Origin of the sequence: Symbiobacterium thermophilum IAM 14863, assembly GCF_000009905.1 — a bacterium.
GTDB classification, from domain to species: Bacteria; Bacillota; Sulfobacillia; order Symbiobacteriales; family Symbiobacteriaceae; genus Symbiobacterium; species Symbiobacterium thermophilum.
Map to the genome: position 1 here is coordinate 483,483 of NC_006177.1, position 12,320 is coordinate 495,802.

The 12,320-nt window shown below is 70.7% G+C and carries 11 protein-coding genes; 9 read left to right on the forward strand and 2 right to left on the reverse strand.

The window, feature by feature from the left end; translation table 11 throughout:
* The first annotated feature begins 274 nt into the window (after positions 1-274).
* The 7 genes from STH_RS02320 (at position 275) to STH_RS02350 (ending at position 6,818) form a co-directional block, all read left to right on the forward strand.
* Complete coding sequence (locus STH_RS02320) at positions 275-823, forward strand: hypothetical protein (protein ID WP_043713093.1); 549 nt, start codon at positions 275-277, stop codon at positions 821-823.
* Positions 769-2,541 (forward strand): Ig-like domain-containing protein, encoded by a 1,773-nt coding sequence (locus STH_RS02325; RefSeq protein ID WP_043713094.1) that lies wholly within the window; start codon positions 769-771, stop codon positions 2,539-2,541. The genes STH_RS02320 and STH_RS02325 overlap by 55 nt, the downstream gene beginning before the upstream one ends.
* Positions 2,535-3,881, forward strand: a complete 1,347-nt coding sequence (locus tag STH_RS02330) for an Ig-like domain-containing protein (protein WP_043713095.1) — start codon at positions 2,535-2,537, stop codon at positions 3,879-3,881. The genes STH_RS02325 and STH_RS02330 overlap by 7 nt, the downstream gene beginning before the upstream one ends.
* Complete coding sequence (locus tag STH_RS02335) at positions 3,882-4,643, forward strand: S-layer homology domain-containing protein (protein WP_011194582.1); 762 nt, start codon at positions 3,882-3,884, stop codon at positions 4,641-4,643.
* Positions 4,644-4,793: 150 nt separating this feature from the next.
* Positions 4,794-5,312 carry a GNAT family N-acetyltransferase gene (locus tag STH_RS02340; RefSeq protein ID WP_011194583.1) on the forward strand — a complete coding sequence of 173 codons (519 nt, stop codon included), beginning with the start codon at positions 4,794-4,796 and terminating at the stop codon, positions 5,310-5,312.
* A 146-nt stretch (positions 5,313-5,458) separates the two neighbouring features.
* The gene (locus tag STH_RS02345) at positions 5,459-5,818 is read left to right on the forward strand and encodes a tautomerase family protein (RefSeq protein WP_043713096.1); all 360 of its coding nucleotides are present in this window, start codon (positions 5,459-5,461) and stop codon (positions 5,816-5,818) included.
* A gap of 115 nt (positions 5,819-5,933) precedes the next feature.
* Positions 5,934-6,818: a fumarylacetoacetate hydrolase family protein gene (locus tag STH_RS02350; protein ID WP_011194585.1), complete on the forward strand. Its 885-nt coding sequence runs from the start codon at positions 5,934-5,936 to the stop codon at positions 6,816-6,818.
* A gap of 62 nt (positions 6,819-6,880) precedes the next feature.
* Here the strand turns inward: STH_RS02350 and STH_RS02355 are convergent, their stop codons facing one another.
* Positions 6,881-8,647, reverse strand: a complete 1,767-nt coding sequence (locus tag STH_RS02355) for an ATP-binding cassette domain-containing protein (RefSeq protein ID WP_050742062.1) — start codon at positions 8,645-8,647, stop codon at positions 6,881-6,883.
* Positions 8,647-10,386: an ABC transporter ATP-binding protein gene (locus tag STH_RS02360; RefSeq protein WP_011194587.1), complete on the reverse strand. Its 1,740-nt coding sequence runs from the start codon at positions 10,384-10,386 to the stop codon at positions 8,647-8,649. The genes STH_RS02355 and STH_RS02360 overlap by 1 nt, the downstream gene beginning before the upstream one ends.
* Before the next feature lie 368 nt (positions 10,387-10,754).
* Between STH_RS02360 and STH_RS16760 the strand changes: the two genes are divergently transcribed.
* On the forward strand, positions 10,755-11,444 hold the full coding sequence (locus tag STH_RS16760) for a BON domain-containing protein (protein ID WP_011194588.1): 690 nt from the start codon (positions 10,755-10,757) through the stop codon (positions 11,442-11,444).
* A 118-nt stretch (positions 11,445-11,562) separates the two neighbouring features.
* Positions 11,563-12,297, forward strand: coding sequence for a helix-hairpin-helix domain-containing protein (locus STH_RS02370; RefSeq protein WP_050742063.1), 735 nt, complete (start codon positions 11,563-11,565; stop codon positions 12,295-12,297).
* Positions 12,298-12,320 lie beyond the last annotated feature (23 nt).

The following is a 12,320-nucleotide window of genomic DNA, read 5'->3' on the forward strand; positions in this document are numbered from 1 at the left end:
GCGGTGCGGAAACGCGCGTAGACAGGGAAGGTACGGCGTGATAATATTACCCGTATTACGATTTAACACATTAAATATACACGAACAAACATTCACGATTCGGCCAGTGTGCTTGCCGAGCCTTGCCAGTCGGGCGCCTCCGTGAACTGCCGGAGACAGCGAGCAGTCCGTCCCTGGGTACGCGGAGGGCAGGTGCACTCGGGCGGACCCGGGAGGAAGAGTGAGCGTGCACGGTGTGGTGAAGAGGGGACGAGGGTCTGCGCGTGTACTTCGAATGGGCCTGACGATGCTGCTGATCATCGGTCTTGTTTCCGGCGTTCCTGCTCATGGGTCCAAGCTGGCCGATGTCGGCGCGGTGGAAGGGAACCCGGTCGGGCAGCCGGACGAGGAGTCCCCGAGCGACCCGGGGGGTGAGGATCCCGACTCCGTCGGACAGTCGGACGAGGAGTTCCCGAGCGACGAGGGGGATGAGGACTCGGGCTCCGTCGGGCAGCCGGACGAGGAGTCCCCGAGCGGCCCGGGCGGTGAGGATCCCGACTCCGTCGGACAGCCGGACGAGGAGTTCCCGAGCGGCGGGGGGGATGAGGACTCGGGCTTCGTCGGGCAGCCGGACGAGGAGTCCCCGAGCGACCCGGGCGGTGAGGGGTCGGACCCGGGCGACGTCGACCCCGGGGATGACGAAGACGGCCCCGCCTTCCCTGTTGCCCCCGGGACGGAGGACGACGGGGGCACGGATCCGGCGCAGGAAGGGCTGTTCGCCGCCTTGGCGTGGTGCTGCCCAGGCCCCCGGTGGTCACCGACTACGGCGGCGCCGCCGCCCTGATCACCGACGAGGACCAGCCGCTCCGGCTGCGCGTGCGGCCGCAAAACGGCGACGATCCGGACCGGTTCCGGGTGGAGAACATCCTGGGCGGGAAGCTCTACGTGAGCCCCTCCGGGCCGCCTTCCGGCACCGACCAGCCCCTGGCCGACGGTGCGTACGTCAGCCTGGCGGATGGCGAAGGGAATCTCTGGTTCCTGCCCGACCCGGACCTGAACAGCCGGCCCGGCTCCGGGACCGAGTTCGGCTTCCAGGTGCGGTCGGTCTACGACCAGGTTCTCAGCGACCCGACGCCGGTCTCCATCACGGTGCGGCCGGTCGACGACCCGCCGGTGGGCGGGCCCGACCGGGTGGGGCCGTTCCGGGAGGACTCGCAGAACAACGCCATCGCCGTGGGGGATCTGCTGAAGAACGACGCCCCCGGCCCGGCCGACGAGGCGGCCTATGACGGGCAGACCGTCTCGCTGGTCGGCGTGGCCGCCGGCGTCCACGGTACGGTGACCCTGCAGGGCAACCAGATCCTCTTCACCCCGGATCCGGACTTCCACGGCACGGCGACCTTCACCTACACCATCCGGGACAGCGCCGGCCTGGAGGCCGACGTCCCGGTGGAGGTGGAGGTGCTGCCGGTGGCGGACACCCCGTCGGTGGGCGGCGGCACCACCCGGGAGGACGAGCCGCTGGAGGGGATCGCCGTCGCCCGCAGTGACAAGGACGGGCCAGAGGTGACCCACTTCTACATCACCGGGGTTCAGGGCGGCGACGTCTACCCGCCGGGCTCCTCCCAGCCGGTTGCGGACGGCTCCTTTATCCGCGCGGCGGATGTGGGCGCGGGGCTGACCTTCGTTCCGGCCCCTGACGCCTTCGGCGAGAGCGGGTTCGGGTTCACCGTCCACGGGGCGGTGGGCGAGTCGCTGGACTTCCTGAGCCCGGAGGGCGCCCGGGCGGTCATCCGGGTGATCCCGGTCAACGACCCGCCGGTGGCGGTGGACGACGATCTGGACGCGCTCATCCCGCAGCGGGCGGTGGAGGACGGCGACCCGATTACGTTCCCCGCCGCCCTGCTGACGGCCAACGACAGCGCCGGTCCGGCCAACGAGGCGGGCCAGGGGCTGAGGGTGGTCGGCGTCAGCCCCGTGGAGGGCGTCGCGGTCAGCCTGGACGAGGCGGCGCAGGAGATTACGTTCATCCCGGACCAGGACTTCCACGGCACGGCCAGCTTCACCTACATCGTGGAGGACGACGGCACGACGGACGACCAGTCTGACCCGCAGCGGTCTGCTCCGGCGACGGTGAGGCTGACGGTGGAGCCGCGGGCCGACCTGCCCGAGGTGCCGCAGGTGGTCACCACCGCCGAGGATGCGCTGTCGGAGCCGATCCGGCTTGCCAAGAATGCCAACGACGGCGACGAGATCGCCGCGTTCCGGATCCGGAACGTGGAGGGCGGCACCCTCTATCATGGCGACGGAAAGACCCCGCTGATACTTGCGGATGGCGTCGCGACCATCCCTGCGGACCAGGGGGAGGCGTATGTCCGGTTCCTGCCGGCTCCCGACCGGCACAGCGCCCTGGGCGACACCTTCTCGTTCCAGGTGCAGGCGGTGGCGCCTGCGTACAGCAGCGAGAGTTCATCACCGTCGCCGAAGGGGCGGCGGGCCTGGTCTTCGTACCCGACCCGGACCGCAACAGCCCGGCGGGGGATACCTTCAGCTTCGTGGTGAAGGCATCCCTGGATGATCAGGGGACAGGACTGAGCCCGGGGGTTATCGCCACGATCGATGTGGCGGAGGTCAACGACCCGCCGTCGGGCCAGCCCGACCGCTGGCGCACCCAGCTGCGGGACTCGGGGCCGTGGAAGATCCCGTTCAGCGTCCTGACCGCCAACGACCTGCCCGGTCCGGAGAACGAGGGGGGCCAGTCGCTGACGGTGGATGCGGTGGTGACCGACGGCAGCGACCCGGCGCACGCACCGGTGGGCGGCACGGTCCGGATCGAGGGCGCCGACGTGATCTTCACGCCGGATCCCGGCTTCACCGGAGAGGCGGCCTTCAGCTACTACGTGCGGGACGACGGGGCCACCGGCGGGCAGCCGGATCCGCAGACGTCGCCGCAGCCGGCGCGGGTGACGTTTGTCGTCCGCGCTCCCTCCCCCCCGCCGCCGCCGAAGGTGACCCTCAGCGCCCCGGCGACCGTGACCCGGGAGAGCGAGATCACCGTGACCGGCACCGCCAACCCGGGCGCGGAGGTGACGGTGAACGGCCAGACCGTCTGGGCAGACATCCAGGGCAACTGGAGCGCCCGGGTCACGCTGCGGGAAGGCAGGAACCTTATCACCGCCGTCAGCGGGACCGCCCGCGACAGCGTCATCGTGATCCGTGACACGGTGCCCCCTGCCCTGAGCCTGCACGCGCCGGCGCTGCGGACGGCCGAGGACAGCGTCACGCTGACCGCGGAGGCGGGGGAGGGCGCCACGGTCTGGATCGAGGGTGTGCAGGGGCGGAGCCTGACGGTCTCCCTGGCCGTGGGCGTCAACCGGTTCACGGCGCTGGCGGAGGATGCGGCCGGCAACCGGACGGTCGCGGCGATCGAGATCATCCGGGTGGAGACGGCGCCTGAGCCGGTGGTGGTGGAGCCCGGGGCCGGCGCGGCCGTAGGCCTGTCGCAGTTCCGGGGGGAGCTGGCCGGCGGAGCCGCGGCGCAGCCGGTGGCCCTGGCCATCCATTCGCCCACCCTGAACATGGAGGCTTTGGAACGGGTCCAGGGAGCTGGGCTCATCGCCGCCAGCGGTGATGTTGAGGCCACCGGGATGGAGAGCGGCGAGCAGGTTCACGAGCTGAACGCCCCGGCCATGGTCCGGTTCACCTACGACCCGTCGGTGGTGACCGTTCCGGACCGGCTGCGGATCTACTCTTTCGACCCGGCCCAGCAGGTGTGGGTGGAGCTGGGCGGGGAGGTGGACCCGGAGATGTCCACCATCACCGTCCAGGTGGAGCGCCTGGCGACCTTCGCCGCTCTGGTGCCCGAAGCCGGTGCGCCGGTGATGGATGCGCCCCCGGCGTAGTTGCGCAGCAGGGACATTACGCTGACCGGCACCTACCTGCCGAACACGCCGGTGACCCTGGTGGTGGACGGTGTGGCGCAGGTGCAGGGCATGACGGACAGCGCCGGACGCTTCCGGCTGACGGGGACGCTGGAGCCCGGGCGCAACCGGGTGTACGTGATGGGGGAGGGGCCGCTGGCATCCCGGGAGTACGCGGTCCGGTACCTGCCGCCGTATACCGACATGGCCGGCCACTGGGCGGAAGCGGTGGTGGACGCGCTGCACGAGCGGGGCGTGGTGTCACTGTACCCGCTGCCGCGGTTTGAGCCCGAGGCGCAGGTGACCCGGATGGAGTTTGCGGTGATGGTGGCCCGGGCGCTGCGGTTGCCGGCGGCGGAGGAGCAGGCGCCGTTCACGGATGTGGCCGTCATGCCGCAGTGGGCCCTGCTCGAGGTGGCGGCTGCGGTGAAGGCGGGGATCATCAAGGGGATGCCCGACGGGTCGTTTGCGCCCGACCGGCTGGTGACCCGCGCGGAAATGGCGGCCATGCTGACCCGGGCGCTGGCCTGGGCCGGGCTGGAGGTGAAGCCGGAGGCGCCCGAGTTCGCCGATCAGGCAGAGATCCCCGACTGGGCCGTGGAGCCGGTGGCGGCGGCGGTGCGGCATGGGCTGATCAAGGGCTACCCGGACGGCACGTTCCGGCCCGGAAGCCCGACGACCCGGGCTGAAGCGGCGACCATGGTGCACCGGCTGCTGCAGACGGTGATCGGGTTGAACCCGTAGGCCGAAAAGGGGCCCTCCCGTGTGCCGTTCGGTCGGCACGGGAGGGCCTTCCGCGTCTGGGTGAGCGGGTTGCTTCTGTCAGCAGGGCGCACCGGGGAACAAGCCTGTGCCCAGAATCGTCTGACACTGAAAACGGAAGGAGGGCGACAGGTGGAGTATCAGGTGCGTCACGCCGCCCCGGAGGATGCGGCGGCCGTCGCCGCGGTGGCCCGGCGCACGTGGGCGGACACCTACCGGGGCATCATCCCGGTGGAGATTCAGGCGGCCGTGTTGCCCCAGTGGTACGCGGAGGAGCGGCTCGCCCGGGCCGCCGCGAACCCCGCGAGCGCGTTCTTCGTCGCCCAGACGGGGGCCGGCGAGGGGGTGGGCTTTGCCCAGGCGGGGCCGAGGGAGGAGCCTGGCGACGCGGAGCTCTGGCGGTTCTACGTGCTGCCGGAGCACCAGCGGAGGGGGCTCGGGCGGCGGCTCCTGCAGGCCTGCCTGGGCGCGCTGCAGGCCCAGGGGCCCGTATCCCGGCTCTTCGTCCAGGTGGAGGCGAAAAACGCGGGCGGCCGGCGCGCCTACGAGCGGCTGGGGTTTCACTACGTCCGGGAGTACGATGACGAGCTCATGGGCCATACCACGCGGATGTGCGAAATGTGCCTGCATCTGGACGGCCAGGGAAGCTGAAGCGTGACGGCCTGGCACCGCCGGCGAGCGGCGCCGGCGGGGAGGTCGCGGCCTGACGGCGGTCGAATCCCAGAGATGGCGGTTTCGCAAGCGGCCCGATTCCCCGCGGCTGAAACCAGATGCACCGAGAGAGGAGCGATCGCCCCATGCCGTTCGTCACCGTGGACCATTTCGCAGGGGTCGACCCGCAGGTCCGGCGCCTGCTTCAGCAGCGGGTGGCCCAGGTCGTCGTCGAGACGCTGGGCGCCCCGCCCGAGAACGTGCGCGTGTTCACTCGCGCCTTCTCCCCCGAGGATGCGTACCGGGGCGACGGCGACGCGGCCGCGGCCCTGCCCATGATCCGGGTGGAGCTCATGAGCGGCCGCCCGCTGGAGCTGAAACGCCGGCTGATGGTGGCCCTGGCCCGCACGGTCGCCGAAACGCTGGAGGTGGACGTGGCGCAGATCCGGACCGTGATGTACGAGAACGAGCCGTACCACTTCTGCTTTGGGGAGACGCCGCGCTGAGGGCCTGAGGCAAGGAACGGGACCCGTGGGCAGGGGCGGCGACCCGGTGGCGGAGAGGCGCGCCCGATGACGGGATCTACCTGCGCACGGGTCCCACTGGGAGGGGGAATGGCCGATGCTCCTGGTCACCTACCGCACGCCCGGCGGCCTCGCCCTGGGGGTCAGGACGGAGAGGGGCATCCTCGACGTCTCCGCTGCCGCCGGGCGCTTCGGGCGCAGGGACGTCCCGCTTCACGTCGACCAGGCGCTGGGGATGGGGCTCGACGCCCTCGACCCGCTGGCGGACCTGGTCGCCCGGGCCGAGGAAGAGGCTGACCTGTTCCTGCCGGAGGACGGCCTCAGGCTGGGGCCGCCGGTGCCCCGGCCGGGCAAGATCCTCTGCGTCGGCCTCAACTACCGCGCCCACGCCGCGGAAGCTCACATGGCGGTGCCCGCCTACCCCGTCCTGTTCGCCAAGTTCCAAAACGCCGTCGCCGGCCCGGGCGACCCCGTGGTCCTGCCGAGCATCGCCGAGCAGTACGACTACGAGGCCGAGCTGGTGGTGGTGATCGGCCGCCGGGCCCGGCGCGTGCCTGCGGAGGCCGCACTGGATTACGTGCTGGGCTACTGTAACGGCAACGACCTGAGCGCCCGGGAACTGCAGATGCGCACCAGCCAGTGGCTGCTGGGCAAGTCGCTGGACGGCTTCCTGCCCATCGGGCCGTACCTGGTGACCCGGGACGAGGTGCCGGACCCGCAGGACCTGCGCATCCGGCTCTGGCGCAACGGGGAGATCCGGCAGGACGGCCACACCCGGAACATGCTCTTCCCTGTGGCGGAGCTCATCGCGTACATCAGCCGGTACATGACCCTGGAGCCCGGGGACATCATCGCGACCGGCACCCCGGAAGGGGTGATCATGGGCCTTGCGGAGAAAGACTGGCTGAAGCCGGGCGACGTGGTGGCCGTCGAGATCGACGGTCTGGGGCGGTTGGAGAACCGGCTGGTGGCCGGCGAGTGATCTGAAAGCATGACCAGGGTGCCCCCGGGCGGGGGGCACCCCCTGGTGTTACGGTGGTTACGCTACCTCGCGATCCCCGCTTTTTCGTCCGGGGCGATGGCGGTCCAGAGCTCCCGCATGGCCGGGGAGGTGCGCAGGAGCTCCGGCAGCGGACCGGCAGCCACCAGCCGCCCCTCATCCAGGAGGAGGATCTGATCGGCCCGCTCCAGCGCCGCCCGCCGGTTGGAGACGCAGAGCACCGTCGCGCCCTCCCGGGCGAAGAGCCTGCGCCAGAGCTCCGCCTCGGTCTCGCTGTCCAGGGCGGAGGAGATGTCGTCGAGCACCAGCAGCGCGGGCTGCCGGGCGAACATCCGGGCGGCGGCGGTCCGCTGCACCTGCCCCCCCGAAAGCTTCACCCCCCGGGATCCCACCTCGGTCTCCAGGCCGCAGGGGAACTGTGCCACGTCGGGCTCCAGCACCGCGGCGGCGACGGCCTCCTCCATATCCACGTCCGACTCCGCCAGCCCCAGCAGGATGTTGGCCCGCAGCGAGCCGGAGAAGATCCGGGGCACCTGCGGCGTGTAGGCGATGCGGGGCGGGGTGAAGAACGCCATCGGGTCCGTGACGACCTGCCCGTTCCAGCGCACCTCGCCGGCCTCTGCGGGCAGGAGGCCCAGCAGGGTGCGCACCAGCGTCGTCTTGCCGGAGCCGATCCTGCCGGTGATCACGGTGAAGCTGCCGCGGGGGAGCGTGAAGGAGACGTCGGCGATGCCCCGGCCCGTCTCGGGGTGGCGGTAAGTCAGGCCCGCCACGGTGAGCACTTCCAGGGCGTCTTCCGGCCGGCGTGCCGGCGCCGGTTCGGGCGGGATCTCCTCCCGGAAATCCAGCCTCGCTCCGGCTACCAGCTCCTGGTCGCCTCCGGCCAGCTCCGCCATGCGGGCCTGGTAGACTCCCACCGCCCGGAGCTGGGCGACGGATTCGGAGACGCCCCACATCCGCCAGCCCACCTGCTGCAGGAGCATCTGAAAGAGGGCGAACTGGGCGGGGCTGAACTGCCCGCGGGCCAGCAGGGGCGCCGCAGCCAGGATCACCAGGCCGAGGGCCACGTAGAAGCCGTTCTCCGACAGGGCGAAGAGCAGTCCCCACTGGAGCCGCTCCTTCAGGCTCACGACCTCCCGGTCCTGGTTCAGATCCCGGAAGCGGCGCAGGGCGTCCGGGACGGCGCCGGCCACCTGAAGCACCGGCACGGCGCTGAGGATCTCCCCCAGGTAGCCTGTCACCGCCTCGGTCCGCTCCATCACCTGGTCGCGGTAGAGCACGATGTTCTCCTGGAGCTTCCGCATGGCCAGGAAGACGCCGGCGATGGCGGCCGCGCCCAGGGCGGCCAGGAGCGGCTGAACCGTGAACAGGTAAGCGAAGATGCCGGCCGCGGTGGCCACGTCCACCAGGGAGAGGGGGAAGCGGTGGATGTAGAAGCAGGACTCCAGCACGTCGTCCCGGAAGCGGGTGATCGCCTCGCCCGGGGTCACCGGCAGGGGCAGGGCCCCGGGGCGCCGGTAGATGCCCCGCAGCATGTTGATCCGCAGGAGCGTGGTGAGGATCCGGTCCATGAGGGTGAGGCCGGCCTGCCAGATGAAGTCGCTGAGCTGTGCGGCCACGCTGGCCAGCAGGAAGGCGATCGCGTACTGCACGGGCTCTTGCGTGCCGCCGGGCAGCGCCGCGAAGAACCGGGAGGTCATCACGGCCGCGAGCGCAGCGAGCGCAGAGCCCAGCCCGAAACCGAAGGTCGCCAGCAGGACGGCGGGCAGGGTCATGCGGAACAGCCGTGCCGTGAAACGGAGACCGCTCATCAGGCCAGCACCTCCTCGCTTCCTGCCGAGCGCAGCCGGTTGTAGTGGGAGCGGGTATCCCGGGCCAGGATCCGGCGCGGCCCCCACTCCAGGATCGAGCCCTGGTCCAGCACGAGGATGTCGTCGGCCCGCTCCACGGTGGTCAGCCGGTGAGCGATGATGATCGCTGTACGGCCGGCCAGCAGCCGGTCTACCGCGCGCTGCAACAGGGCTTCGGTCACGGGGTCGATGCGGGCGGTGAACTCATCCAGGATGACGAGCCCCGGATCCCGGAGCGAGAGGCGCACCAGGGCGAGCAACTGGGCCTCGCCCGCCGACAGCCCGCCGCCCGCCGGACCGATCCGGCTGTCGAGCCCGTCCTCGAAGCGCCCGAACCATCCGGTGAGGCCGAGCCGGTGGACAGCTGCCCAGATCTGCTCATCGGTGATCGCGGGGTTGAACAGCGCCAGGTTATCCCGCAGGGTGCCGCCGAACAGGCCCACCTCCTGCGAGATCAGGCCGATGCGGCTGCGCAGCTCGTCCAGCGGCAGCTGGCGGATGTCGGAGCCGCCGATGCGCACCGTGCCCTCCTGCGGGTCGTAGAAGCGGCAGAGCAGCCGGATCAGGCTGGACTTGCCGCTGCCGGTTCGCCCGAGGATGCCGAGCGTCCGTCCCGGCTCGAGGTGGAAGGAGACGTCATTCAGCACGAGGCGCCCCTCCTCGTACTGGAAGGACACCCGCTCCAGGGTGACGGAAAGGGGGCCGTCGCGCAGGGCGCCCCCGGCGCCGTCGGTGATGGCCGGCGACACCGCCTTCAGCTTCACCAGTCGTCCCAGCGCGGCCCGGGCCCGCTGCATCTCGTCCATCTGGTTCCGGATGGTGCTGATCGGCTCGCCGAGCAGGTCGGCGTAGAAGAAGAGCATCATGGCGGTGCCCAGGGAGAGGGAGCCGTTTCGGTACAGGGACCAGGCCAGGAGCAGCATGGCGAACTGGCCGAGCACCCAGGTGACGTACGTCACGCCTGCGGCGGTTGTCTCCAGGGCACGGGCCCGCCAGCGCAGCCGCCAGTGCCTGGCCGACAGGGCCATGAGCCTCCGCAGCACGTAGCGGTCGGCGCCCAGCGCCTTCACCTCCTCACGCCCGGCGATATGCTCCTCCACGAAGGACATCATCTCCGCGGAAGAGGCCCGGATGCCGGCCCAGGCCTTCACGGAGAGCGAGGAGACCGCGAGCATGGCCGCAATGCCGAGGGCGAAGGAGCCCAGGCCCACCAGGCCGGGGAGCGGCCCCTCCGTGAAGAGCACGACGAGCACGCCGCCGATCAGCAGCAGCGAGGCGCCCACCTGGGCGACGAACTGGGAGAAGAAGCCGGCGAGGACGGTGACGTCTCCGTCGATCCGCTCGATCAGCTCGCCCGGGGTGTGCTCCTTGTGAAAGGCGAGGTCCAGGCCGAGGACGTGCCGGGCGAGGTCCAGCCGCAGCGCGTTGGTCGCCTTCCAGGCGATGCGCTCGGATAGCATGGTGGCCGTGATCCGAAGGACCTGGATGAGCAGCGCCGCGGCCAGGAAGAGGCCGGCGGGGAGGACCAGTTCCGGCAGCGGCGCCCCCTCCATGGTGCGGTCGACCAGGGAGCGGAGCAACTGGGGAAAGAGGAGCCGGAGGACGGTGGCTCCCGTCAGCAGCGTGACCAAGAGCAGCAGGAACCCGCTCAGGGGTCTCAGATAGGTCCAGAGAAAGCGGAACGCGCTGTGGAGAGACACAAAAAAACAGGCCCCTTTCGTCGCTGTGATGGGTGGGAGGACGTCCTACCTGCTCACAGACGAACCAGGCCTGTGCGATCGGTGCAAGCGCGCACAGCTAGTTCATCGTGAGCGTCTGGCGAAGAACCGGGGAAGGTTGAACAGCAGCACGGGGCAGCACCTCCTGTTCAAGAGTTGTTGGGCAGTTCCCAATGCTAGGCGGCGGCGGCCGGACCTGTCAACGGCGCATTCAATTCGATTCGTTCTCTCCGGATGCCGTGGCGGGCGGCCCCTTGACAGCGAGCGCCGCCCCGTTCGCCGTTTTGGACCCATACTGCCGTTGGACGCTGGGCAGACTAGCCCTGGAGGCCGCGGGGGGAGGAATGCGAATGCCTGAGCAGACGTTTGAGCACGACGAACAGCTGGCGAAGCAGGTGAAGGAGGCTCTCCTGGCGCAGACCGATTCCGCGGGCATCGACGTCCAGGTGTCCGCCCGGGACGGGACGGTGCGCCTGCACGGCGTGGTGGACGCCCTCTCCCACAAGTCCGCCGCCGAGGAGATCGCCCGGCGGGTTCCGGGCGTCCGCCGCATCGACAACGACATCACCGTCGCGAATGATGAGACGCTCAGCGACCGGGACCTGGAGGGCGCCGTCTCATCCCGCCTCGCGGACGTTCCGGAGTACAGCCGGATCGGGGCGCAGGTTGAGAAGGGCGTCGTCACCCTCATGGGCGAGGCCCGCACCTACGAGGACCTGGAGGCCGCCGTGCGGCTGGTGGAAGGGGTGCCCGGGGTGCGGGAGGTGCGCTCGGACCAGGTCAAGGTGGGCGTGGGCGAGGAGGAGGACGATGCGGACGTGTCCCGGGCCGCCCTGCGGCTGCTGGGGCGGATGGGGTACGACCCCGACCGGTTCCAGCTCTACTGCGCCGACGGCGTGCTGCACGTGAAGGGCATCGTGCCCGGCCGGGAGGACCGCAGCCGGATCAAGGCGGCTCTGCGCGGGATCCGGGGCGTGGCGAAGCTGGAGGCCCTGCTCGTCGCTGAGGACGAGATGCTCGCAGACGAGGAAGTGCACTAGGTCACGGGGGAAGCCCGCGAACAGGACCCGCCGATACGGACGGACGGCGGGTCCTGTAAGTATTTGGAAGGGAAAATCTGGGAGACCGTCGAACCTTCTCCTCCCGGAGGTGACGGCGTTGGGTTCCATCGTGCAGTTCACGCCCGCGATGCGGATCGCCGTGGCGGCGCTGATCCTGCTCAGCGTCCTCGGGCTGGGGTGGCGGGCTATCGTGCTGTACCAGGCGGACCAGCGCGCCCTGAAGGCGGCGGCCTTCCTGGCCCAACTGGAAGCGGGCGCGGCCGGGTCGGCGGCGGATGCTTCTCCGGCCGTGGCTGGGGGTACTCCCGGCGGTGCCCCGGACGAAGGCGCGGGTGCTCCCCCGGCCCGCCAGGTGATCGTCCACGTGGAGGGGGCGGTGCAGCGGCCGGACATCTACGCGCTCCCCGAGGGCGCTCGGGTGAACGACGCCATCCTGGCGGCGGGCGGCCCGCTGCCGGATGCCGTGCCCGGCGTCCTGAACCTGGCGGCGCCGCTGGTGGACGGGGCCAAGATCTACGTCTACCGGGAGGACGAGTTGCAGCCGCAGGCACCCCCGCCGCCGAAGGCGCAGGGGGCGACCTACCAGCCGGTGACCAGCACCCTGGGTGGTTCGGGCGCAGCGGCGGGTTCCGGCGGGACGACGCTGGTCAACATCAACACCGCCGGCCAGGCGGAGTTGGAGACGGTGCCGGGCATCGGCCCCGCCCTGGCCCGGGCCATCATCACCTACCGCACGGAGCACGGGCCGTTCCAGTCCGTGGACGACCTGATCAACGTCTCGGGCATCGGGTCGAAGACACTGGAGAAAATCCGACCGTATGTGACGCGGTAGGCTGGGAACCGGAAGGCCACGGG